Origin of the sequence: Burkholderia sp. BCC1977, from assembly GCF_905339595.1 — a bacterium.
In the GTDB taxonomy this organism is placed as follows: domain Bacteria; phylum Pseudomonadota; class Gammaproteobacteria; order Burkholderiales; family Burkholderiaceae; genus Burkholderia.
The window spans coordinates 264,462-288,282 of the sequence record NZ_CAJPGQ010000001.1 but is presented as its reverse complement, the minus strand read 5'-3'; the positions used below and the strand labels follow the sequence as shown (position 1 = coordinate 288,282).

General features: G+C 67.9%; 22 protein-coding genes. 10 read left to right on the top strand and 12 right to left on the bottom strand.

Annotated features, from left to right (window positions below; translation table 11 throughout):
* The first annotated feature begins 126 nt into the window (after window positions 1-126).
* The 4 genes from U5771_RS01320 (at window position 127) to U5771_RS01305 (ending at window position 4,238) form a co-directional block, all read left to right on the top strand.
* Window positions 127-831, top strand: coding sequence for a TerC family protein (locus tag U5771_RS01320; RefSeq protein WP_322022277.1), 705 nt, complete (start codon window positions 127-129; stop codon window positions 829-831).
* A 97-nt stretch (window positions 832-928) separates the two neighbouring features.
* Window positions 929-1,525 carry a pilin gene (locus U5771_RS01315; RefSeq protein WP_322022276.1) on the top strand — a complete coding sequence of 199 codons (597 nt, stop codon included), beginning with the start codon at window positions 929-931 and terminating at the stop codon, window positions 1,523-1,525.
* A gap of 167 nt (window positions 1,526-1,692) precedes the next feature.
* Complete coding sequence (locus tag U5771_RS01310; protein ID WP_322022275.1) at window positions 1,693-3,471, top strand: PglL family O-oligosaccharyltransferase; 1,779 nt, start codon at window positions 1,693-1,695, stop codon at window positions 3,469-3,471.
* 416 nt (window positions 3,472-3,887) lie between these two features.
* Window positions 3,888-4,238 (top strand): TonB family protein, encoded by a 351-nt coding sequence (locus U5771_RS01305; RefSeq protein ID WP_322022274.1) that lies wholly within the window; start codon window positions 3,888-3,890, stop codon window positions 4,236-4,238.
* A 97-nt stretch (window positions 4,239-4,335) separates the two neighbouring features.
* Here the strand turns inward: U5771_RS01305 and U5771_RS01300 are convergent, their stop codons facing one another.
* The 5 genes from U5771_RS01300 to moaC form a co-directional block, all read right to left on the bottom strand.
* Complete coding sequence (locus tag U5771_RS01300) at window positions 4,336-5,541, bottom strand: hypothetical protein (protein ID WP_415859375.1); 1,206 nt, start codon at window positions 5,539-5,541, stop codon at window positions 4,336-4,338.
* A gap of 201 nt (window positions 5,542-5,742) precedes the next feature.
* A complete protein-coding gene (locus U5771_RS01295; protein WP_322022401.1) occupies window positions 5,743-6,909 on the bottom strand; it encodes a glycosyl hydrolase in 1,167 nt (388 codons plus the stop codon).
* 79 nt (window positions 6,910-6,988) lie between these two features.
* Window positions 6,989-7,936, bottom strand: coding sequence for a hypothetical protein (locus U5771_RS01290; protein ID WP_322022273.1), 948 nt, complete (start codon window positions 7,934-7,936; stop codon window positions 6,989-6,991).
* Complete coding sequence (locus U5771_RS01285) at window positions 7,929-10,616, bottom strand: type VI secretion system tip protein VgrG (protein WP_322022272.1); 2,688 nt, start codon at window positions 10,614-10,616, stop codon at window positions 7,929-7,931. Before U5771_RS01285 ends, U5771_RS01290 begins: the two co-directional genes overlap by 8 nt.
* Before the next feature lie 204 nt (window positions 10,617-10,820).
* Window positions 10,821-11,309, bottom strand: coding sequence for a cyclic pyranopterin monophosphate synthase MoaC (gene moaC, locus U5771_RS01280; RefSeq protein WP_006759657.1), 489 nt, complete (start codon window positions 11,307-11,309; stop codon window positions 10,821-10,823).
* A gap of 274 nt (window positions 11,310-11,583) precedes the next feature.
* On the opposite strand from moaC, the gene U5771_RS01275 reads away from it, so the two are divergent.
* Window positions 11,584-13,278 carry a M48 family metalloprotease gene (locus U5771_RS01275; RefSeq protein ID WP_322022271.1) on the top strand — a complete coding sequence of 565 codons (1,695 nt, stop codon included), beginning with the start codon at window positions 11,584-11,586 and terminating at the stop codon, window positions 13,276-13,278.
* A 30-nt stretch (window positions 13,279-13,308) separates the two neighbouring features.
* Here U5771_RS01275 and U5771_RS01270 read toward each other — a convergent pair whose 3' ends face one another.
* The 6 genes from U5771_RS01270 to U5771_RS01245 form a co-directional block, all read right to left on the bottom strand.
* On the bottom strand, window positions 13,309-13,914 hold the full coding sequence (locus U5771_RS01270) for a DUF2946 family protein (RefSeq protein ID WP_322022270.1): 606 nt from the start codon (window positions 13,912-13,914) through the stop codon (window positions 13,309-13,311).
* Window positions 13,907-14,944 (bottom strand): hydrolase, encoded by a 1,038-nt coding sequence (locus tag U5771_RS01265; protein WP_322022269.1) that lies wholly within the window; start codon window positions 14,942-14,944, stop codon window positions 13,907-13,909. Before U5771_RS01265 ends, U5771_RS01270 begins: the two co-directional genes overlap by 8 nt.
* A gap of 33 nt (window positions 14,945-14,977) precedes the next feature.
* On the bottom strand, window positions 14,978-15,424 hold the full coding sequence (locus tag U5771_RS01260) for a nuclear transport factor 2 family protein (RefSeq protein ID WP_006749968.1): 447 nt from the start codon (window positions 15,422-15,424) through the stop codon (window positions 14,978-14,980).
* A gap of 115 nt (window positions 15,425-15,539) precedes the next feature.
* Window positions 15,540-16,577, bottom strand: a complete 1,038-nt coding sequence (gene waaF / locus U5771_RS01255; protein ID WP_322022268.1) for a lipopolysaccharide heptosyltransferase II — start codon at window positions 16,575-16,577, stop codon at window positions 15,540-15,542.
* Between the two features lie 142 nt (window positions 16,578-16,719).
* Complete coding sequence (locus tag U5771_RS01250) at window positions 16,720-16,914, bottom strand: zinc-finger domain-containing protein (RefSeq protein WP_322022267.1); 195 nt, start codon at window positions 16,912-16,914, stop codon at window positions 16,720-16,722.
* Window positions 16,915-16,965: 51 nt separating this feature from the next.
* On the bottom strand, window positions 16,966-17,889 hold the full coding sequence (locus tag U5771_RS01245; protein ID WP_131946669.1) for a branched-chain amino acid transaminase: 924 nt from the start codon (window positions 17,887-17,889) through the stop codon (window positions 16,966-16,968).
* 207 nt (window positions 17,890-18,096) lie between these two features.
* Between U5771_RS01245 and U5771_RS01240 the strand changes: the two genes are divergently transcribed.
* The 3 genes from U5771_RS01240 to U5771_RS01230 all read left to right on the top strand — a co-directional run bounded on the left by U5771_RS01240 (window position 18,097) and on the right by U5771_RS01230 (window position 20,649).
* On the top strand, window positions 18,097-18,852 hold the full coding sequence (locus U5771_RS01240) for an AzlC family ABC transporter permease (protein WP_322022266.1): 756 nt from the start codon (window positions 18,097-18,099) through the stop codon (window positions 18,850-18,852).
* Entirely contained in the window at window positions 18,849-19,172 is a 324-nt protein-coding gene (locus U5771_RS01235) for an AzlD domain-containing protein (RefSeq protein ID WP_044844506.1), read from the top strand. Before U5771_RS01240 ends, U5771_RS01235 begins: the two co-directional genes overlap by 4 nt.
* A gap of 280 nt (window positions 19,173-19,452) precedes the next feature.
* Window positions 19,453-20,649, top strand: coding sequence for a phosphoglycerate kinase (locus U5771_RS01230; protein WP_059643076.1), 1,197 nt, complete (start codon window positions 19,453-19,455; stop codon window positions 20,647-20,649).
* 157 nt (window positions 20,650-20,806) lie between these two features.
* Here the strand turns inward: U5771_RS01230 and U5771_RS01225 are convergent, their stop codons facing one another.
* Complete coding sequence (locus U5771_RS01225) at window positions 20,807-20,935, bottom strand: hypothetical protein (protein WP_322022265.1); 129 nt, start codon at window positions 20,933-20,935, stop codon at window positions 20,807-20,809.
* Here U5771_RS01225 and pyk point away from each other — a divergent pair.
* Together pyk and fba are read left to right on the top strand one after the other, a co-directional pair.
* Window positions 20,934-22,370 carry a pyruvate kinase gene (pyk, locus tag U5771_RS01220; protein WP_059447904.1) on the top strand — a complete coding sequence of 479 codons (1,437 nt, stop codon included), beginning with the start codon at window positions 20,934-20,936 and terminating at the stop codon, window positions 22,368-22,370. The genes U5771_RS01225 and pyk overlap by 2 nt on opposite strands.
* A 311-nt stretch (window positions 22,371-22,681) precedes the next feature.
* Window positions 22,682-23,746 (top strand): class II fructose-bisphosphate aldolase, encoded by a 1,065-nt coding sequence (fba, locus tag U5771_RS01215; protein WP_322022264.1) that lies wholly within the window; start codon window positions 22,682-22,684, stop codon window positions 23,744-23,746.
* The last annotated feature ends 75 nt before the right edge of the window (window positions 23,747-23,821 follow it).

Below are 23,821 nucleotides of genomic sequence, written 5' to 3'. Positions count from 1 at the left end.
CGGCTTTGCCGGCGTTTTTTGTTATGCTCGCGCAATGAATTTGTAAGCCCCGGGCATGCGCCGCATGTCCCTGCGTTGACCCGGGCCGCCTGTCCGACAGCCGTTGCCCCGTACCCGATACTGCTCATGCTTGAATTCCTGACGTCGCTCCACTGGGGCGCGGTGTTTCAGATCGTCATCATCGACATCCTCCTCGGCGGCGACAACGCGGTCGTGATCGCGCTCGCGTGCCGCAACCTGCCGGCCAACCAGCGGCTGCGCGGCGTCGTGTGGGGCACGGCCGGCGCGATTCTGCTGCGGGTCGCGCTGATCGCGTTCGCGGTAGCGCTGCTCGACGTGCCGTTCCTGAAGTTCGGCGGCGGCCTGCTGCTGCTGTGGATCGGCGTCAAGCTGATGGCGCCGGACGCCGACGCGCACGACAACGTGAAGCCGGCGGACCGGCTGTGGGACGCGGTGAAGACGATCGTGATCGCCGACGCCGTGATGAGCCTCGACAACGTGATCGCGATCGCCGGCGCGGCCGAGCAGGCCGATCCGTCGCACCGGCTGGCGCTGGTGATCTTCGGGCTCGTCGTCAGCGTGCCGATCATCGTGTGGGGCAGCACGCTGGTGCTGAAGCTGCTCGACCGCTTTCCGGTGGTCGTCGCGCTGGGCGCCGGGCTGCTGGGCTGGATCGCGGGCGGGCTGATGGTGCACGACCCGGTCGGCGACCGCTGGCCGGTGCTCGATACGCCGGCCGCGATCTACGGCGCGAGCATTGCCGGCGCGCTGTTCGTCGTCACCGCCGGTTACGCGCTCCGGCGCCGCCGCGGCGTCCCGCACGCGCATTGACGTTGGCCGTCCGGCCGACTGCCGGGGCCGCGGCCTGCTGGCTACGATCGAAACGCCTGCCTGATTCGGCAGGCGTTTTTCGTTTCCGGAGCCAGTCATGTTCGAAGCCTTTTCCGTTTCCCTGTTCCGTCGCATCGCCGCCGATCTGCGGCGCGCGCGCCGGCCGGTGCCGCGCTGGCGGCCGGCCGGCTTCACGTTGATCGAGTTGATGATCGTGCTTGCGATCGTCGGCGTGATCGCGGCCTATGCGATTCCCGCCTATCAGGATTACCTCGCGCGCTCGCGGGTCGGCGAGGGGCTCGCGCTTGCGTCGTCCGCGCGGCTCGCGGTCGCCGACAATGCCGCGAGCGGCGCGGGCCTCGACGGCGGCTACAGCCCGCCGGCCGCCACCCGCAACGTCGAATCCGTCGTCATCGACGGCGATTCGGGCCAGATCACGGTGGCGTTCAGCGCCCGCGTGGCCGCGGCCGGCGCGAATACGCTCGTCCTGGTGCCGTCCGCGCCGGACAAGGCCGACACGCCGACCGCGCGCGTGCCGCTGAAAAAGGGCGCGATGCAGGCCGGTGCGATCGCATGGGAGTGCTTTGCCGCCGGCAAGGCTGCGTCGTCGCTGCCGGCGCCGGGCGCGGGGCCGCTGCCGGCGGAGGCCGCGACGTTGCCCGCGAAATATGCGCCGGCGGAATGCCGCGCGTAGTGTCGGGGGCGTGCCGGCGAGTGCGGGGCTGCGTGCACGGCACGGCACGGCGCCGGCCGTGCCGGCGGGGCCCACCGGTCCCGCGGCATCGGGTGACGGTGCGACGGGACCGCACAGAGGGGGGAAAGTTTTGTATAGTGCGCCGGTTGCTGACATCCGGTTCGCTCATGCCTTCTACTTTTTCCCGTTCGTTGCCGCTCGTTGCGCTGGCTGTCGCCCTGATCGTGCCGTACTCGATCACGAATCACACGTATCCGATCCCGACCTTCTACTCCGAGTTTGCCGCGCTGGTGCTGTATCTGCTGGTGGGGCTCTCCGTCGTCCTGCTCGCGCGCACGGGCCGCCCGGCCGAGCCGTTCGCCGCGCCGGCAGCGTTCGTCGCGCCGCTCGGGTTCGCGGCGGTGCTGATCGCGCAGGTCGCGCTGATGCCGCTGAAGGTGCCGTCGATGAACTGGCTGGCGGTCGGCTATCTGGCCGCCGCGCTGGTCGCGATGCAGGCCGGCTACACGCTCGCGCGCGAGGGGCTCGCCGAAGCCGCCGCGCGCATGATGTCCGGCGCGTTGATCCTCGGCGGGTTGCTCGCGGTCGCGAGCCAGGTCGTACAGTTGTTTCATCTCGAATCCACGGTGTCGCCGTTCGTCGTGATGTACAACATCGCGGTCGATCGCCGTCCGTACGGCAACATGGCGCAGGCGAACCACCTGGCGACCTACATCGCGTTCGCGCTCGCGGGCGCGCTGTATCTGGCGCAGACCCGCCGGCTCGCGGCATGGGCGTGGCTCGTGCTGTCGATCGTGCTGTCGGTCGGGCTCGCGCTGACGGTGTCGCGCGGGCCGTGGCTGCAGGTCGCGGTGCTGGTCGTCGCGGGCTTCTGGATGGCATGGCTCGAGTCGCGCCGCGCGCCGGGCAACCGCCGCGCATGGCTGATGCCGGTCGCGCTCGCGGTGGCCTTCGTCGCGGTGAACGTCGCGGTGCGCTGGGCCAACGTGCACTTCCACCTGGGGCTCGCCGAGTCGGCGGCCGACCGGATGCGCGATGCGGGGCAGATCGCGCCGCGCCTCGCGCTGTGGAAGTACGGACTCGCGATGTTCCGCGAGCATCCGTTGCTCGGCGTCGGCTGGGGCGAATTCCCGTCGCATCAGTTCGCGCTCGTGCGCACGCTCGGCGGTGTCGAGATCGCGAACAACTCGCACGACATCTTCATCGACCTGCTCGCGAAGTCCGGCCTCGTCGGCCTCGGCGTGCTCGTCGTCGCGCTCGTGACGTGGTTCGTGCGCGCGGTGCGCGCGCCGCAGTCGAGCACGCGCGTGTTCGGCCTCGCGCTGATCGGCATCGTGCTGATGCATGCGCTCGTCGAATATCCGCAGCAGTACATGTTCTTCCTGCTGCCGTCGATGTTCGTGATCGGCCTGCTCGACGTGAAGCCGCTGCGCATCCTGCCGGGCCGCGCGGCATTCGGGCTGTTCGCGGTGCTGTCGGTCGGCGGCGTGCTGGCGGCGGTGCCCGTGCTGCGCGACTACCAGCGCGCGGAAGTGCTGTACTACGGCAGCGATCCGGCCGCGCAGTACCGCGATGCGCCGTCGCTGCTGTTCGGCGCGTGGGGCGATTACGGCGCGGCCACGCTGCTGACGATCTCGCCGGACAACCTGCCGCTCAAGCTCGTCGCGCACGAGCGCGCGATCGCGCTGCTGCCGGGCGAGACGGTGCTGCGCCGCTATGCGGTGCTGCAGGCGCTGGCCGGCCGCGACGCAGACGCGCTCGATACGGTCGCGCGCCTGCATGTGTTCTCGAAGGAGTTGAAGGACTGGCCGCAGCAGCTCGCGTCGCTTTACAAGCTGTGCGACCAGCAGCCGGCGCTGAAGGCGTTCAAGGCGGCGGTCGTTGCGAAGTACGGGGAAGTGCCGCCCGACGCGGACGACGACGACTCGGACGACGATTCGGAGTGACGCCGCACGGCGCCGGGCGGGGAATCCCGGTGCCGGTCGGATTGCGGTGAAGCACGGGAGCTGCGGCAGCCAGGGACGCTGCGGCGATTGCTTCCCGCGGAGAATGGATGCCCGCCGGATCCGGCGCGAGTCGCGTCAACCATTGTCAAATCGCCGCCACGCTCGAGGCGGCGCGTGCACAATGCGCGAAAGCGTTCGCGTGCGTGGCTGCCCGGTGCGGGCCGCCGGCGCGAACGCCGCCCCCGGATCTCCGGGAACCCGCCAAGCAGGATCGCGACCGACCCACCATCGGTCGTGCGGCCGCAACGGGGCGCCGGTCCGATGGCCGCGGCGCGGGGCGATGCACGCGATGCGGCCGGATGATGTCCGCCGGCGCGGCGTTCGCCTGGAACAGTACTGAAGAACGATATTCGACCATGGCCCTTCGCTCGACCATCCTGATCCTGCCTGCCGTCGCCGTGCTGTTTTCCGGCTGCGCGATGCTGTCGTCGTCGCAGGAAAGCAAGCTGACCTGCCACATTCCGCGCGCCGTCTATCCGGATGGCGCGAAGCCGCTCACGCGTCCCGTCACCGTGCTCGTGCGCGCGCTGATGACGACCTCGGGCGAAGCGCAGAACGTCACCGTGACGACGAGCAGCCGCAATGCGGCGGCAGACCGCGCGGCCGTCGACGCGATGACGCATGCGACCTGTGCGCAAACCGGCGCCACCGCGAATCCGTTCCTGCTCACGCAACCGTTCGTGTTCGAGCCGCGTCGCGGCGAGTGATGGGCGGGCGATGCGGCCGGTCATGCCGTGTCGAGCCCGTCGCTTGCCGTCGTTTCCTCTCCGGCGCCGCCAGGCCGCTGCGGCGCGCGGCCGGGGTTCAGTGCCGCGGCATCAGGTTTGCGCCGTGGCAAGCCGGCTCGGCCGCCTTGCGCAGCCCGAGCATCGTGAACCCGTTGCGCTCCTGGCGGATCAGCGCGTAGCGTCGCGCCACCGTGTTTCCATCCTTGCCGGTCAGATCCAGTTCGACCTGGAAGCGATCCTTGCCGTCCGAGCAGCCGCGTACCGGACCGTACGCGAACCCGGTATCGGGCGCCTTGCCTTCCGCTTTGAACGCCTGCCGGGCTTTCAGCGCCGCCGCAGCGGCCGCCGGTTCGCTCCACTCGCGCGCGAGCGCATCGTCCACGTTCAGCCATTCGTCGACGAAATCGCGGCCGTTGACCGCGACGGGCTGCACGCGCTGCACGGTGTCGCCGTCGACGCGGTAGCGGAAGATGCCCGGCCGCGTCATCACGTCGCTGTCGCGCGAGCCGACCGTCGTGCGCATCTCGAAGCCGTCGGGACGCACCTTGAAGCGGAGCGCGTCGTCGTCGAGCACGTAGCCGTGATCCGTATGGAACAGCGTGCGTTGCGCGGCTGTGCCGTTGGCCGGCGCGACCACGTCCGCGCCGAACCGGCTCCAGCGCGACGAGCACCACGGCGTGCCGTGGACGACGGCCACCTGGCCGCCCGGCAACACGCCGAACCAGAAGCCGCCGCCGTACGCCCCGCCGATGTCCTTGTAGTCGTCGGCCTGCCAGCGCAGCACGCGCCGCCAGCCGCCGTTTTCCCACGCGTAGGCCGTGAGCAGGTTGTCGTGGCCGCACGCGATGTCGAAGCCGGCGCGCACGAAGAGCAACGGGCGGGACGTGCCGTCGCGTTCGACGTCGACGTCCGCGTTGCGGCCGAACGCCGATTCGCCGTTTTTCGGCTGGGCGGGTTGGCCGGGTACGCCGAGCGTCGCGGCAAGTGTGCGTTTCAGCGCAGCCGGTTCGACGTGTTCGTCGCTGCATGCGAGCCGCGCATCGATCGCACCGATGAGCGCCTGCTTGTACGCGCGAAGCGCATCGCGCAAAGGGGGCGACACGTCGACGGTGCCGCCGCCATCGCCTTGCGGATTGCGGACTTGTTGTAGGCGATGTTGCGCGTCGACGGCGGCGCGCGCGGCGGTGTCGGCGGCGGGGCAGCTGCCGGCGGCGAACGCGGTAGCAGGTGTGGTGCAGGCGATGGAGAGCGCGAGTGTCGCGCGGTTCAGCATGTTTTTCACGGAAGGTTTTTTTTCGTTATTCGCTTCGTGCATCGCGGCGAGCGTGCGGCCGGACACCGAAGTGGAACGAAGCCCGGCGGATGAAGGAAGATTCGACCGAGGTCGCCTGTCAGCCGGTGCGGCATGGCGCTGCGGCCCGGGATCGGCAGCCACGATCGCGGGCCGCGGCAAAGGCCGGTTGCCGGCACGTCCGGTGTGCGATCAGAAGGTCCGCTTCTTCAGCGTGAATGCGTGCAGCCAGTACAGCGTGTTGGTCTGTGCGTCGAAGTAGCCGCCTTGTGCGACCTTGTCGGTCGTTTGATCCCACGACTTGCCGGCGTCGGTGCTGCTGAACGTCAGGTCGATCGGCGCACCGCCGCGGCTTCCCGAGTTCGGGTCGGTTGCGTAGACGAGCAGGAGACCGTCACGACCGACACTCAGGCTGTCGAGCCGGAGCGTCTCGTCGAACGTGCGCAGTTGATGCACGGACCCGGGATGGTCGTTCGTCCACGTGGAAATGGCGCCCGTCCGGCGGCCGTTGTCGCGAACCTCGCCGCTTCGCGGCTTGTCGAGACGCGACAGCGCGTACAGCGAATAGCGTGCTGCCGGTCCCGGCGTGGTATCGAGCGCGGTGACGACCTGGCCCGGCAGCTCGGTCTCGGTCACGAATGCATGCTGCTCCCAGTCGAGCCGGTCGATCACGCTGTGCGCCGGCGTTTCGGCAGGCGGAGCGACGGAGTAGGCGATGCGCAATACACCGTCAGGGCCGAGACTGACGGCATTGAAATTCTTGCGCGTCTTGCCGGCGACACGCGCATCGGCCGGCACGTCGATCGCCTGCCACGTGTTTCCGCCGTCAGCCGTCCGCCATATGCGAGGCCCCCAGCCGATTGCGTAGCCGCGCTGCGGATCGAGGAAGAGCAGTTGGCCGATATTCTGGCTTTCGGGCCATTGGAGCTGCGACCACGTTTGGCCGCCATTGAGCGACTTCCAAAGCTTCGTGGTTTGCGGCGCATCGCCGCCGCGTGCCTCGGGCGCCTTGTAGTTCATCCATGACGTGCTGATGAACTGTACGGACCAGTCCGGCGAATACCACCAGGCGGCATTCTGGCCGACCTGCTGGAACTGGCGTTTCATCCCGCCGTCGATGGTGCCGCGGAAGAAGCTGATCGTCATGCGGTTCAGCAGCTCGCCGGTGTCGTTCATCCATGCTTCGGTCGGCTCGGGCCGCTGCGGTTCCTTCGAATCGGCCGTGGGCTTGAACGTCACCTCGGGATTGGCGAGTTTGACGCTCATCACGTTGTTGCCCTTGATGCGGAAGTTGCCGCCGCCATACGGCGTGTCGTTCCGCATGAAGCTTGTCGAAATCGTTTCCCAGCCCGTCGCCATGTTTACGTACCCGTATGTTGCAATGGCCAGGGCAACGAGACCCCCGGCGATCCATTTCCAGCGCTTGTGTTTTTGCATGTTACTTATTCAGCAAACGATCCAGCGCCCGGCTGACTTCGTCGGCCGTGTCCGAACTCCATTCGCGTGCTTTTTGGGCCGCGTCCGAGCCCCACTCGCGGACCTGGTCGGCCGCTTCCGAACTCCAGTCGTGCGCCTTTTGCTTGGCGACGGGGATACCCGCGTCCCATGCCTGTTTGAACGTCCGCCCATCGCCCCATTCCTGCATATTGGGCCGCATGCCAATCTTCACCAGATCGTTGACCGGCAGACCGGCCAGCCCACCATCCAGATAAGCGAGTGGGTGCGTGACGAAGGCGAAGGTCTTGAACGTTTCCCCGTTCTGGTCCACCTCCAGCTCGTATCGTTCCACCTGCATCGACAGTGCGCCATTTCCCGGTTTCGCGCTCTGGAACGCAATCTGGTCCCCCTGCATGTTCTGCTGCAACCCGATCTCGATGTATCGCTGAAGCCACCACCGGGCGGTTTCGAGCCATTTCTTGCCTTTTGCCGTGAGGGTGGGATACAGATTGGCGCCGTAGTCCGAACAATAGTAATAGCCGTAACTCACGTAGTAATCGGGCGGTTTATGTCCGCACCCGATATGGCGCATCATGAAATTGCCATGGCGCGACCAGTCGGAATCCGTGCTCCCCAGCTTGATCAGCTGCTCTCGCCGATGCAGCAGGCGGCGAGCGACTTCCTTGTCTTTCCACGGATCCCATGACGTCGCGAATTTCTTGACGGTCTCCCATGCGCTCGACTTGCTGACTTTCTCGACCGTCTCCCAGTACTCGCCATGCAGCGGCTGGTAGTAGAACGGGCAGGTGCCGACGATGGAATCGGCGGCCGGCGGCGCGTACTTGTCGCAGATGTGGATATTCACCTTCGGCCGATCCTTGTACCCGGTCGGCGTCAGCATCCCGGAGCCGGTACCCAGGACGTCGTTCTTCTGTTGTCCATCAGCCATTCGATTTCCCTAGAAACTTGACGACGACGTCGTGCGGCACGTGGCTCTGCGTGAGCCCCGTCTCACCTGCCGCATTGGTGACGCCTTCCGAGAGCAGCTTGCCGTTCGAGAACATCTGGTACCGCGTGTTCGCGACCGGGATGTCGGTGCCGGCCCAGTGCGCGATGAACGCCTGATCGTAGTTGCCGGTCGAGTTCGGCAGCGTCGGCATCGTTTGCGACAGGTGCGTGGGGCCGCTGAACGCATGCTGCGCACCCTTGATGTCGATCTTGCCGGGCGCGTGCACTTCGATGTTGCCGTCCGCGATGCGGATGTACGCGCCGCCGGATGTCAGCAGGATTTCCTTCGCTGCCGCACCTTCGATCGACTGCGTGGCCGCCACCACCTTCAGCGCCTTTTGCGCGGTCAGCTCGATGTTGTCCGCATGCGCCTGGATTTCGACCTTGCCCTTGCCGGCGAACAGTTTGATCCCCGCGTTCTGCGCGAACAGGCTGATCCGGTCGATCACGCTGGCGACCAGCGATTTTCCGGCGGCGACATGCGTGCTTTGCCCGCTGACGACGTTGATGTGCCGGTCCGCGACAAGATGCGCGGACTGTTGTGTAGACATCCCGATGCCGGCCGGACTGCCGAACAGCATCACGGGCTCCTTGAACGCGTTGGCAGTGCCGGTGCCGCCGCCGGCGGTCCTGCCGCCCGAGGTGTTGCCGCTCACGCTGTTCTGCGTCGCATCGCTGAACTGCTTCAGTGCTGCATGGCCGGTATCGAGCGACTCGGCCTGATGTTGCGCGCTGACATCCGACATCGCCTCCATCAGGCCTTCCGCCTGGACGAGTTGCTGTTGCGTTTCCTTCGCGTCGAGCGGCTGGCTCGCCGGCTGCTTCGGGTGCGTCGTGACGTATAGCCCGCGGTTCGCGCGCACCGCGCCGTATGCGTCGGAGCGCAGGTCGAACCCGCTGCCGAGGTAGCTGCCGCGATCGTTGCCCGTGTGGTCGATCAGGTAACCGAGGTGCAGGTGCGTGTTGGCCTGGCTGCTGTGCAGGTGCACACGGTTCTGCGCGGTCGCGTCGTCGAGCACCAGCTGGTTGTAGCCGGTTCCCGCATATTCCCTGGACCGGTATCCGGACAGGATCCCGTTGCTATGCCATTGTGGAGTCGTTGCGCCGTTGTAGACCTTGCCGACGATGATCGGGCGATCGCAGTCGCCGCCGAGGAAGTCGACCAGCACCTCCTCGCCGCTGCGGTGCGGATGCACGGCACCATAGCCATTGCCCGAATCCGACGTCGTGGCACGCAGCCAGCACGACGCCTTCTCGTCGCCGTCGTTCAGGCGGTCCCAATGGAATCGGACCTTGACCCGGTTGAGCTCGTCGGTATGCACTTCTTCACCTTGCGGCGCGACGACGATCGCCGATTGCAGGTGCATCGGCGGTTTCGCATGCTCGAACGGGCTGCGGAACGGTACCGTCGTGCGCTGTGCTTCGACGCGGATCTGCAAGAAGCCCTCGCTGCCGTCGGGATGACGGACGCGCGACAGGACCGTATCGGTTGCCTGTACGATGCTGCCGATTTCAGCCTGCAAGCTGTGCGGGAAAGCGGCCTGGTCGTCGGCCACGGGCAGGTTGTTGACGATGACCCACGCCATCTCGATCACGGCGAATTCGCGCTGCCCGGCATCGTCCTTGTCGTGTTCGGGGTGATCCGTCAGCTCGAACGTGCGTCCCGCATCCATGCGCCGCACGCCGCCGACGCCATGAAAGCGCTTCGCGTGCGACTCCTGTTCCTCCATCCAGAGCTTCGACAGATGGTCGCCGCGGGACTGCTCGAGGTACGTATACGCACCGGTGTATTCGTAGACTTCGAGTTGTTGCGGCAGGTCGCCCTGATTCGCGATCGTCGGCGTATGGGTTGCCTTCGGATTCGACGCGGTCGGCGGCTGCTTGTAGTCGAACGTGCGTATGGTGTGCGCGACGCTTCGCAGCGTGCGCGTACCGGAGAACTGGACGAACGTGTCGGCCTCGTCGCCCGTGCCCGCATGATGAAAGCGTACCGTTCGCGGCGACAGCGCGGGCAATGCGCCGACGCGGTCGACGACGACGAGCCGGTGCGACTGGCCGTCCTTGTCCTGTTCCCAGAACCCGTAAAGGCCCTCGGATTCCATCAGGCGGTGGATGAAATTCCAGTCGTCCTCGTATTGCATGCAAAACGAGCGGGACGGCAGCGGCTGGGAGAGCCTGAAGTCGAAGCAGCCCTTGGCTTGCGGGTGCTGGTTCAGGACGTCGGCGATGATCTCGTCGGCGGGTTTGTCCTGCCAGATGCGCTGGTCGCGGCGGAACTTCAGGAAGTGCAGGAACGACGCGAAGACGACCTGGTAGTGCGTGAGGCCGCTGTCCGACCCGAGCCGGCGGGCAGCGTGTACGTACCCGTGGTGCGGCGCGTACGACTTGTCGGCCTGCTGGATCCGCAGCGTGACGGGCTGCGCGATCAGCTTCTTGAGCTCGATGTCGTCGGACACCGACACGGCGTCGACGGTGAACTCGAAATGACGCCCGAGCCGGGATCGTCCCTTGACGCGATGGGGCAGCAGGACGTCAGGGCCGAGCGGCGTCTCCAGCTTGACGAGTCGTTCGTCCTGGATCGGCCCGGCCAGCAGTGCGTTTCTCAATGCTTGCGAATTCATCACCCGTGCTCGCTATTGTTGTGCTGGGTCGCACGCTCTCCCGTGCGGAATCCGCTAATTGTATGAGATAAACGACAGCTATCTCGATTTTGCCTTTCAACGATATTTCAAATGCGGTCGGATCGTCGGCCTGACGGGGCAGGGTGCGCACGTCATCCGGTCGGGCCTGGGTGGTTCAGGCCGGATCGACCGGGCCCGGGCTGCTCAGCCCGCCGCATCCTCCGCCTTCCAGTCCCCCGACTTCCCGCCGCGCTTCTCCCGCACGCTCACCTCGGTGATCACCATCCCGCGATCCACCGCCTTGCACATGTCGTACACGGTCAGCAGTCCGACCTGCACGGCGGTGAGCGCTTCCATCTCGACGCCGGTGCGCCCGAAGGTCTCGACCTGCGCGACGCAGTGCACGCCCGGCAGCGCGTCGTCGAGTTCGAAGTCGACGGCCACGCGCGTCAGCGCGAGCGGGTGACACAGCGGAATCAGGTCGGCGGTGCGCTTCGCGCCCTGGATCGCGGCGATGCGCGCGACGCCGAGTACGTCGCCTTTCTTCGCCTTGCCGTCGCGGATCAGCGCGAACGTCGCCGGGAGCATCCGGATCGTGCCGCGCGCGATCGCGATGCGTTGCGTTTCCTGCTTGCCGCCGACGTCGACCATGTGGGCGTGGCCGGCGGCGTCGAAATGGGTCAGTCCTGACATGTCTTGCTCCAGTGGCACGGAGTGCGCGCGCGAGCGCGTCCCTCGATCCTGCTTCGCGATCGGCCGGGGCGCCGAATCCGGTATTTGTGCCCCGAGCCGATCCAACGTTTCAACGGGCGCCTATCATAGCAGTGGCCTTCGCGGCGCCGAGCGTGCAGATGGCGCACCTGCCGCACGGGACAGTCGCGATGTCGCCGGTACAATGACCCGAATATTCAGACCAAACGCCGCGATGCGCGCCCGGCGCGCGGGACGGTGTCGCTTTCATCCTGCCATGCGTGTCAAACAGTTGCTTGCCGTGTTGCTGTCGGCGGCGCTCGCGGTGCCGCCGAGCGGTCATGCACAGCGCGCGTCCGCGCCGCCGCTCGAGCCGGCGGCCGGCGCCTCGCCGTCGATTTCCACGGTGCCGTCCGGCATCGCGACCGGCGTATTCGGCACCTACGGCGGCGCGGAAAGCCGGTTTTCCGGCGCCGACGGCGCGTCCGCGCCCGTCGCGAGCCTGCGTGCACCGCTGCGCGCGCTGGAGCTGCCCGATCTCGGCGACGGCTCCGGCGGTTCGCTCACGCCGCAGGCCGAACGCCGTCTCGGCGAGCGCGTGATGCGCGAGGTGCGGCGCGACCCGGACTATCTCGACGACTGGCTCGCACGCGATTACCTGAACGCGATGGCGAAGCGGCTCGCGGCCGCGGCGGCGGCGCGCTACATCGGCGGCTATACGCCGGACTTCGAACTGTTCCCGGTGCGCGATCCGCAGATCAACGCGTTCTCGATGCCGGGCGGCTTCATCGGCATCAACAGCGGGCTGGTCGTCACGACGCAGACGGAATCCGAACTTGCCTCGGTGGTCGGCCACGAAATGGGCCACGTGCTGCAGCGGCACATCGCGCGGATGATCGGCGCGAACGAGAAGACCGGCTACACGGCGCTCGCGACGATGCTGCTCGGCGTGCTGGCGGGCGTGCTGGCGCGCAGCGGCGATCTCGGCAGCGCGATCGCGATGGGCGGTCAGGCGTATGCGGTCGACAACCAGCTGCGCTTCTCGCGGTCGGCGGAGCGCGAGGCCGATCGCGTCGGGTTCCAGCTGCTCGCCGGCGCCGGCTACGACCCGTACGGGATGCCGGGCTTCTTCGAACGGCTCGAGCGCACGTCGATGGGCGACGCGGGCGTGCCGGCGTATGCGCGTACGCACCCGCTGACGGGCGAACGGATCGCCGACATGGAGGATCGCGCACGCCGCGCGCCGTACCGGCAGCCGCGCCAGTCGGCCGAATACGGCTTCGTGCGCGCCCGGCTGCGCATTCTGCAGAACCGCGCGCCGAACGACATCACGGCCGAGGCGCGCCGGATGCAACTCGAGCTCGACGATCGCACGGCGCCGAACGTCGCGGCGAACGCGTACGGGATCGCGCTCGCGAACACGCTGCTCGGCCAGTACGACGCGGCCGACCAGGCGCTCGCGTCGGCCCGCGCCGCGTTCAACGCGCGCGAGCGGCACGCGGACGATCCGGCGGCGAGTTCGCCGAGCCTCGACGTGCTCGCCGCGGACATCGCCCGCCGCGCGGGCCGGACCGACGACGCGGTGCGGCTCGCGGCGCTCGCGCAGCGGCGCTGGCCGGCGTCGCACGCGGCGATCGTCGCGCACCTGCAGGCGCTGATCGCCGCGCGCCGCTTCGCCGAGGCGCAGGCGCTCGCGCGCACGCAGGCGCAAGCGGACCCCGAGCAGCCGGACTGGTGGGACTATCTCGCAAAGGCGAGCGACGGCCGGGGCGACGTGCTCGCGCGGCGCCGCGCGCTCGCGGAGAAGCTCGCGCTCGACGGCGCGTGGCCGTCGGCGATACGCCAGCTGAAGGAGGCGCGCGACGCGAAGGACGTGTCGTTCTACGACCAGTCGATCATCGGTGCGCGGCTGCTGGAATTCGAGGCGCGCTACAAGGAGGAGCGCGAGGACGAGAAGAACGGCCGCGGATAACGGCCGTCAGGCGGGCAGGGCGGCGGCGCTTCAGCTTGCGACGCGACCGTTGCCGCCATCCGATGCATCGCGATGCGCCCGCTGCGCGGGACTCGCGACGAAGCCGAACGTCGCCGGCACGTCGGCGCACGCGAGATTGCCGAGCGGCAGCGTGTGCCCGTCGCGCCAGCGCAGCACGGGCGGCGTCGCGTCGAGGTCGGCGTGATCGGCGAACAGGCCGAGGTCGTGGTCGTGCAGCGCCGCGATGCGCGGCGGCGTGCCGGCCGCGCGCAACAGCACGCCGCCCGCATCGTCGAGCCACGCGGCGTCCGGTTCGAACGGCGCGCCGGTCTGGTCGGCCAGCGTCAGCTGCCCGTCGCGTTCGGCCAGGCGCACGATCCACGGCGTATAGGCGAGTTCGACGTACACGCGTTGCGGCCCGTTCTGGAAGAACCACTGGCCGTGTGCATCGCAGTCGTAGTTGCGTCCGATGAACGCGTTCAGCGCCGCATGCCGGACCGGCGAGCCGAGCTCGCCGGCGGCCTGCGCGGCGTCGTCGCGCAGCCGCCACTCGCCGCGCCGGTCGAGCAGCAGCCAGCCGGTGCAGTGCGGCACGTTCGGCCACTTGGCGAGGGCCTGCCTGACGATGTCATCCATGGTCGACGAATTTCGAGCAATAGCCGAACACCCGCGCCGACAGCCAGTCGAGGCGGCCGGGGAACGGCCCGGTCATGAATCCCGCATGGCCGCCGGCCGCGGGCTGGTCGAGCTCGACGGCCGGCGACACGTCGGCGGCGCTCGGCAGCGCGGATTCGGGCAGGAACGGATCGTTGCGGGCGTTGAGGATCAGCGTGGGCACGTCGATCGCGGGCAGCAGCGGACGCGTCGTGGCCTGGGTCCAGTAGTCGTCGGCGTCCGCGAAGCCGTGCAGCGGCGCGGTCACGACTTCGTCGAAGTCACGCATCGTCACGGCCCGCAGCATCGCGTCGCGGTCGAACAGCCCGGGATACTGGTCGAGCTTCGCGAGCGCCTTGCGCTTCAGCGTCTTCAGGAAGCTGCGCGTATAGATCATCGCGAAGCCCTGCGACAGCGCGCGGCCGCCCGCATGCACGTCGATCGGCGTCGAGATCGCGGCGGCCGCGTGCACGATCGACGTGTCGCTGCGGTGCTCGCCGAGCCAGCGCAGCAGCACGTTGCCGCCGAGCGACACGCCGGCGGCGACGATCGGCCCGCGATGCTGCGCGGCGAGCCGGCGCAGGATCCAGTCGACCTCGGCGCTGTCGGCGAGATGGTAGAAGCGCGGCTGCCGGTTGAGCTCGCCGCTGCAGCTGCGAAAGTGCGGGACGACCGCGTGCCAGCCCTTCGCGCGCGCGGCGGCCATCATCGCCAGCGCGTAGTGCGAGCCGGAACTGCCTTCGAGGCCGTGGAACAGCACGAACAGCGGCGCGTCGGGCGGCGGCGCGGCACTGTCGAGATGCGCGACCCAGTCGAGATCGATGAAGTCGTGGTCGGGGGTTTCCCATCGCTCTCGTCGGTAGGCGACGGCCGGACGCCGTGCGAACAGCGCGGGCACGATGGTTTGGGCATGGCTGTTCGGTAGCCAGCGCGGTGCGCGATAGCGCAGTGAATCGTCGTCGGGGGCCAGGGCCCCGGTCAGCGGCGAGGTGGGCGGAGAAGCCGTACTCATGATCGCTCCGCGAATGCGTTGCTTCGTTCTTCGTCAGTGCAGCGGACCCTGCCCATGACGGATCTTCGCGGCGAATTGTCCGGCCGCTTGTTCGGGAATCGGGCTCGCGTGAATATGCGCGATGCGCCACTCGCCGCGTTCGTGAATCATCACGTACGTCGCGAAAACCATGTCCGGTTCGGCCGTCAGGTCGGCCTGCTGATGCGCTTCGGCGATCGTGTAGACGACGGTGCCGAGACTGTCGTAGACGCGGATGTCGAGCGGTTCGATCGTCACGGGACGCGTCGCGAGCCGGTTCGCCAGCCCGCTGCGGATCTGGTCGAGGCCGTGCAGATGCTCGCCGTCGGCCCAGACGCAGCTGGCGAAGTCCTCGTCGATCCACAACCCCAGCAGTGCGTCGAGATTGGCATCGGCGACGGCCTGGTAGTAGGCGTTCAGCGTATCGGCAGCGGCTTCGAAAAGGCGGGCAAAACGTGGCATCGGGTTTATCTCTCGCGCGCGTCGCGCGCCGTATTCAGCACGGCGGCCCGGATGGAGCCGCCGTACACCGGTGAATCGGATTGCCCGGCGCGTCGTGCGACGCTGCCGGTCAGGGTCAGCGCTGCCCGACGAGCATGCCGCGCAAATCGCCGAATACCTGCTCGGGACCGAGTTCGCGCAGGCACTTCAGGTGGCCGAGCGGGCACTCGCGTTCGAAGCAGGGACTGCATTCGAGATGCAGCCATTGTACCTTCGCCAGGTCCGACAGCGGAGGGGTGTGGCGCGGATCGGTCGAACCGTACAGCGCGACGAGCGGCCGGCGCAGGGCGGCCGCGACGTGCATCAGCCCCGAATCGTTGGTCACGACCGCGTTCGCGCGCGCGATCAGCGCGCACGCCTCGGACAGCGACGTCTGCCCGCACAGGTTGCGCACGTTCGGCGCGTGGTCGGCGATCGCCTGCGCGGCGGCGGCGTCCTTCTGCGAGCCGAGCGCGACGATCTGGGTGTACGGGAACGACTGGTGGACGATCGTCGCGAGCGTCGCGAAGTGCTCGGGCGGCCAGCGCTTGGCCGGGCCGTATTCCGCGCCGGGGCAGAACACGACGAGCGGCTTGCGCGTATCGAGATTGAAACGTGCGGACACGCGCGCCGTCTCGTTCAGGTCGGCGTCGAGGCGCGGCGCGGGCAGCGTCTTCATCGACTCGGGCAGCTTCGCGCCCGGCGCATACGCGAGCGCCGCGTAGTGGGTCGTCATCGGCGGACGCTCGGCCGACTTGTCGGGGTTCGCGTGCCGCACGTTCAGCAGGCCGTAGCGGTGCTCGCCCGTGTAGCCGATCCGCAGCGGGATGTTCGCGAGCCACGGGATCACCGCGGACTTCAGCGAATTCGGCAGCACGTACGCCGCGTCGTAGCCGACGTCGCGCAGGTCGCTCGCGAGCTGCCAGCGGCGCAGCAGTTGCAGCTTGCCGTGCGCGAGGTCGGTCGCGTAGACATCGTGGATCTCGGGCATCCGCTCGAGCACGGGCGCGACCCAGGCGGGCGCGACGGCATCGATCGCGATGCGGGGATGGAGTTTCTTCAGCAGCGCAAAAAGCGGCTGCGCCATCAATGCGTCACCGATCCAGTTCGGTGCGATAACCAGCGCTCGACGCATCAGGTCGACTTCCGATGTCGTAATGAAGCACGGCGCACAGGCACCGCGTTCGGGTTGTCAGAACAGGAAAAGGGCGGCGCACCGGGGTCCCGGCTACGCCGCCTCGCGAGCGGCGGGCCCGCGGGCCCGGCCGGCCGGGGGCTCAGTGGCCCTTGACCACCTCGCCGTCGCGCAGCTTGTAGCGCGTGCCGCAGTAAGGGCAGCGTGCCTCGCTGTGCGAGACGTCGATGAAGACGCGCGGGTGCGCGCTCCAGCGCGCCATGGCCGGGTTCGGGCAGTAGGCGGGGAGATCCTTGGCCGTCAGCTCGACCAGCGGCATTTCCTTGATTTCACTCATGAGACTTTCTCTTTATCACTCTTTTGTGGGGCGGTCGGTGGCGCAGCGCACTCAGACCTTCGTCAGCCAGTGCGCGTACTTCGCGTTCTTGCCCGACACGATATCGAAAAACGCCGACTGGAGCTTTTCCGTGACCGGGCCGCGCGCGCCGCTGCCGATCGTGCGGTTGTCGAGTTCGCGGATCGGCGTGACTTCGGCGGCCGTGCCCGTGAAGAACGCTTCGTCGGCCGTGTAGACCTCGTCGCGCGTGATGCGCTTCTCGATCACCTCGATGCCGGCGTCCTTCGCGAGCGTGATGACCGTGTCGCGCGTGATGCCGTCGAGGCACGACGCCAGGTCGGGCGTGTACAGCTTGCCGTTGTTCACGAGGAAGAAGTTCTCGCCGGAGCCTTCCGACACGTAGCCGTCGACGTCGAGCAGCAGCGCTTCGTCGTAGCCGTCGGCGGTCGCTTCCTGGTTCGCGAGGATCGAGTTCACGTACCAGCCCGACGCCTTCGCGCGCACCATCGACACGTTCACGTGGTGGCGCGTGAACGACGACGTCTTCACGCGGATGCCCTTCGCGAGGCCTTCCTCGCCGAGGTACGCGCCCCACGGCCAGGCGGCGATCGCGACGTGGATCGTGTTGCCCTTCGCCGACACGCCGAGCTTTTCCGAGCCGACCCAGATGATCGGGCGCAGGTAGCACGACTCGAGCTTGTTCTCGCGCACGACTTCGAGCTGCGCGGCTTCGAGCGTTTCCCGGTCGAACGGCACGTCCATCTGGAAGATCTTCGCCGAATTCAGCAGACGTTTGGTGTGCTCGCGCAGACGGAAGATCGCGGTGCTGCCGTCGGCCGTCTTGTACGCGCGCACGCCCTCGAAGACGCCCATGCCGTAGTGCAGCGTATGGGTCAGGACGTGGATCTTGGCGTCGCGCCAGTCGATCAGCTTGCCGTCCATCCAGATCTTGCCGTCGCGGTCGGCCATTGACATAGGATTCTCCTGGAAGCGGTGGGGTGCTGCGGGGTGTGTGCAGCGTTGAGCCGGAAAGACGCTTATTTTAGCGTCATTTGGTGTCGATCCGGTCGGTCTGCCGAGGGCCGGGGCTATAATCGTCCGGCACCGATTCCAATAACGACGGGCCGTGCCGGCAGGAGAAGCCGGAGCCCGGACGAACCGCCCGCCGCGGCCCGCTTTCCCATGCTCGCTCGATTGTCCGCCACCGACCGCTTCGCGCTGATCCAGGGCGCGCGCGACTATTCCCCGACATTGATGGCGATCCTGTCCTGGGGGCTCGTCACCGGCATCGCGATGAGCAAGTCGGTAATGACGCTCGGGCAGGCGAGCGCGATGTCGATCTTCGTCTACGCGGGCTCGTCGCAGCTCGCGGTGCTGCCGCTCCTCGCCGCGAAGCTGCCGATCTGGACGGTCCTGCTCACGGCCGCGATGGTCAACCTGCGCTTCGTGATCTTCAGCGCCGGGCTTGCGCCCCATTTTTCCTACCTGCCGCTGTGGCGGCGCCTCGCGATCGGCTATTTCAACGGCGACGTGATCTACCTGCTGTTCCAGAAACAGGGTTTCGCATACGGCCGCGTGCCGGGCAAGGAGGCGTATTTCTGGGGGATGGCGCTCGCGAGCTGGGCGTCGTGGCAGGTGTCGTCGCTCGCCGGCATCCTGCTCGCGAGCGTCTTTCCCGCGAGTTGGGGGCTGGAGCTGGCCGGTACGCTCGCGCTGATCCCGATCATGGTGTCGGCGGTTGCGAACCGCTCGACGCTCGCGGCCGTCGCGGTCGCGGGTATCGTGTCGCTGATCGCGTTCGACCTGCCGTACCGGCTCGCGCTGCCGATCGCGGTGCTGGCCGCGCTCGCGGCCGGCTGCACGGCCGATTTCTTCGTCGAACGGGCCGACTGGCGCCGCATCCGCACCGAAACCGTGCACGAAAAGGAAATCGAATGAGCGCGACGGAAATCTGGATCGTGATCGTCGGGATGACGGTCGTCACGGCCGTCACGCGCGCGCTGTTCCTGCTCGGCGGCGAACGCACCGTGCTCCCCGAGCGCGCGCAGCGCGCGCTGCGCTACGCGCCGGCCGCCGCGCTCGTCGCGGTCGTGCTGCCCGACGTGCTCGAAACGCCGGCCGGGCTGTCGTTCGCGCTGTCCAATCACCCGTTCTACGCGGCGCTCGCCGGCCTCGGCTGGTTTTTGTGGCGGCGCAGCATGCTCGGTACGATCATCGTCGGGATGCTCGTCTTCACCGTACTGCGCCTGATCTTCTGACGAATCGCCGCGCCGGCCGGCCGGGCACCGGCCGCTGGCGTACACGCATTGCTGCGTTGCATCAATGTGTCGCTTGCCGCGCGCGATCCCAAATAGGCGGAATTCGCCGCCGCACGGGTCAGTCTGCCGGATGGATCGGCTAGAATGCCCGTTCGAGATTTTTTACCCGTGCGCGTCATGCGAACCGCCAGCCACGGCCGCATCCGGCGCCCTTTCGCGGCAGCCCGCGCACGTCCAGCGTGAACCCCCTTTCCCCATCCACTACTTCAATCTGTTCAACATGAGCCAAGTCAAGCGTCTTACCGACCTGATCGCCGCCGGCCAGCTCGCCGGCAAGCGGGTGTTCATCCGCGCCGACCTGAACGTCCCGCAGGACGATCACGGCAACATCACCGAAGACACGCGCGTGCGCGCGTCCGTGCCGGCCATCCAGGCCGCGCTCGACGCCGGCGCGGCCGTGATGGTCACGTCGCACCTCGGTCGTCCGACCGAAGGCGAATTCAAGCCGGAAGACTCGCTCGCGCCGGTCGCGAAGCGCCTCGCCGAACTGCTCGGCCGCGACGTGCCGCTCGTCTCGAACTGGGTCGAGAACGGCGTGAACGTCGCGCCGGGCCAGGTCGTGCTGCTCGAGAACTGCCGCGTGAACAAGGGCGAGAAGAAGAATTCGGACGAGCTCGCCCAGAAGATGGCGAAGCTCTGCGACGTGTACGTGAACGACGCGTTCGGCACCGCGCACCGCGCGGAAGCGACCACCCACGGGATCGCGAAGTACGCGCCGGTCGCGTGCGCGGGCCCGCTGCTGGCCGCCGAACTCGACGCGCTCGGCAAGGCGCTCGGCAACCCGGCGCGTCCGCTGGTCGCGATCGTCGCCGGTTCGAAGGTGTCCACCAAGCTGACCATTCTCAAGTCGCTGGCCGGCAAGGTCGACCAGCTGATCGTCGGCGGCGGCATCGCGAACACGTTCATGCTCGCGGCCGGCCTGTCGATCGGCAAGTCGCTCGCGGAAGCCGATCTCGTCGCCGAGGCGAAGGCGATCATCGACGAAGCGCGCGAGCGCGGCGCGTCGGTGCCGATCCCGACCGACGTCGTGACGGCCAAGGAATTCTCGCCGACGGCCGCGGCCACGGTGAAGCAGGTCGCCGACATCGAAGCGGACGACATGATCCTCGACATCGGCCCGGATACGGCCCGCGCGCTCGCCAGCCAGCTCGAGAAGGCCGGCACGATCGTGTGGAACGGCCCGGTCGGCGTGTTCGAGTTCGACCAGTTCGGCAACGGCACCAAGACGCTCGCCGAAGCCATCGCCAAATCGTCCGCGTTCTCGATCGCGGGCGGCGGCGACACGCTCGCGGCCATCGCGAAGTACGGCATCCACGACCAGGTCAGCTACATCTCGACGGGCGGCGGCGCCTTCCTCGAGTTCCTCGAGGGGAAGAAGCTGCCGGCAGTGGAAGTGCTCGAAACGCGGGCGGCCTGAGCGTGGCGGCGCGCGCAGGGGTGACGAGGGCCGCGCGCTCCGCGAAAGCGGAGCAGCCGGCCGGCGCGGGCAAGCGCAAACGCGCGCCCGCGCGGGCGAACTCGACCCCGCGCGCACCGGCGGCCGCCGGCGACGCGGCCGTGCAGCACCACGAGATTCAGAACAAAGCGATGCCGGGCGCAAGCACCGGCACGCTCCCCGGAACGGCCGCCGCTGGGCCCGCCGATTCCGGCTCTCGCAGCGTTTCACCCAGCGCATCCACCTTGATCCAGATGAGGAGTTTCATGCAGCGCGCCACCAAGATAGTCGCCACGATCGGCCCGGCTTCCAGTTCGCCGGAGATTCTGCTGCAGATGATGCAGGCGGGCCTCGACGTCGTGCGGCTCAATTTTTCGCACGGTACGGCCGACGATCACCGCCAGCGCGCCGAGATGGTGCGCGAGGCCGCCCGCAAGGTCGGCCGCGAGATCGCGATCATGGCCGACCTCCAGGGCCCGAAGATCCGCGTCGGCAAGTTCGAGAACGGCAAGACGACGCTCGTGCCGGGCCAGGCCTTCATCCTCGACGCAGGCTGCGAGCTCGGCAACGACGAGCGGGTCGGCCTCGACTACAAGGAACTGCCGCGCGACCTGAAGCCGGGCGACCTGCTGCTGCTGAACGACGGCCTGATCGTGCTGACCGTCGAGCGCGTGCTCGGCGACGAGATCCACACGATCGTCAAGGTGGGCGGCGAGCTGTCGAACAACAAGGGGATCAACCGCCAGGGCGGCGGCCTGTCGGCGCCCGCGCTGACCGCGAAGGACATGGAGGACATCCGCACGGCGATGTCGCTCGGCGCGGATCTCGTCGCGGTGTCGTTCCCGAAGAACGCGACCGACATGGAAATGGCGCGCCAGCTCGCGAACATCGCGGGCGCGCCGTACGGCATCAAGCCGAAGATGATCGCGAAGATCGAACGCGCGGAGGCGATTCCGGCGCTGCAGAGCATTCTCGACGCGTCCGACGGCATCATGGTCGCGCGCGGCGACCTCGCGGTGGAAGTCGGCAACGCGGCCGTGCCGGCGCTGCAGAAGCGCATGATCCGGATGGCGCGCGAGTCGAACAAGCTCGTGATCACCGCGACGCAGATGATGGAGTCGATGATCCACGCGCCCGTGCCGACCCGCGCGGAAGTGTCGGACGTCGCGAACGCGGTGCTCGACGGCACCGACGCGGTGATGCTGTCGGCCGAGACGGCCGCCGGCAAGTACCCGGTCGTCACGATCGAGACGATGGCGGCCGTGTGCGTCGAGGCGGAGAAGTCCGAGCACGTCGAACTGGACAAGGATTTCCTCGACCGCACGTTCACGCGGATCGACCAGTCGATCGCGATGGGCGCGCTGTTTACCGCCTATCACCTGGGTGCGAAGGCGATCGTCGCGCTGACCGAATCGGGTGCGACCGCGCTGTGGATGTCGCGTCACTACACGCACGTGCCGATCTTCGCGCTGACGCCGCGCGTCGGCAGCGAGCGCACGATGGCGCTGTACCGCAACGTGACGCCGCTGCACGTCGACTTCAACAGCGACCGTGACTCGGCGCTGCAGGCGGCGCTCGAGATCGTCGTCAAGCAGGGCTACGTGCAGCACGGCGACATGGTCGTGCTGACCGTCGGCGAGCCGATGGGGCAGGCGGGCGGCACCAACACGCTGAAGATCGTGCGGGTCGGCGAGCATTATTGAGCGCCGGTGTGCACCGGGCCGGTCCGCTGACCGGCCCCCGGCCGCCCGAATTGATCGGGCACCGTTTTTTGACGAAAGCCGCGCGGGGTCCGATGCCCCGGTGCGGCTTTTTTTCTGTTTTTTGCCCGGATTGTGCCGTGCGAAGGTAACAAAATGCGAGTACGCGCCACCGGGCGGTCGGAATCGGAGGCGCTTCGCGATAAAATGCGGCTATTCGACGCTCAGCCGCGCCGTGCCGCCCCGGTTTCGACGGGGGGCGAGCGCCGCGCCGGCGTCAGGGCGCACCGGTTTTCATTCCAAGGAGTTCCACAATGCCTCTCGTATCAATGCGTCAATTGCTGGACCACGCGGCAGAGCACGGTTACGGCCTGCCGGCCTTCAACGTGAACAACCTGGAGCAGGTCCAGGCGATCATGGCGGCGGCGGACCAGGTCGGCGCGCCCGTGATCATGCAGGCATCGGCCGGCGCGCGTAAGTACGCGGGCGAGCCGTTCCTGCGCCACCTGATCGAAGCAGCGGTCGAATCCTATCCGCACATCCCGGTCGTGATGCACCAGGACCACGGCCAGTCGCCGGCGGTTTGCATGGGCGCGATCCGCAGCGGCTTCACCAGCGTGATGATGGACGGTTCGCTCGAAGCCGACGGCAAGACGGTCGCCTCGTACGAATACAACGTCGACGTGTCGCGCAAGGTCGTCGAGATGGCGCACTCGATCGGCGTGACGGTCGAAGCCGAACTCGGCGTGCTCGGCTCGCTCGAGACGATGAAGGGCGACAAGGAAGACGGCCACGGCGCGGAAGGCACGATGACCCGCGAGCAGCTGCTGACCGATCCGGAGCAGGCCGCCGACTTCGTCAAGCTCACGCAGTGTGACGCGCTCGCGATCGCGATCGGCACGTCGCACGGCGCGTACAAGTTCTCGAAGAAGCCGACGGGCGACATCCTGTCGATCGAGCGCATCAAGGAAATCCACGCACGCATCCCGAACACGCACCTGGTGATGCACGGTTCGTCGTCGGTGCCGCAGGAACTGCTGGCCGAGATCCGCGAATTCGGCGGCGACATGAAGGAAACCTACGGCGTGCCGGTCGAGGAAATCCAGGAAGGCATCAAGCACGGCGTGCGCAAGATCAACATCGACACCGACCTGCGTCTCGCGATCACCGGCGCGATCCGCCGCTACCTGTTCGAGAACCCGGGCAAGTTCGATCCGCGCGACTACCTGAAGCCCGCGCGCGAAGCGGCGAAGCAGGTGTGCGTCGACCGCTACCTCGCGTTCGGCTGCGAAGGCCAGGCCGCGAAGATCAAGCCGGTGTCGCTCGACAAGATCGCCGAACAGTACAAGTCCGGCGCGCTTGCGCAGGTCGTGCGCTGAGACTGTAGTACGATTGCCCCGCCCGGTTCTGCCGCCGGGCCGGAGCCGACTGCCCCGGGGCCCGATCCGATCCGG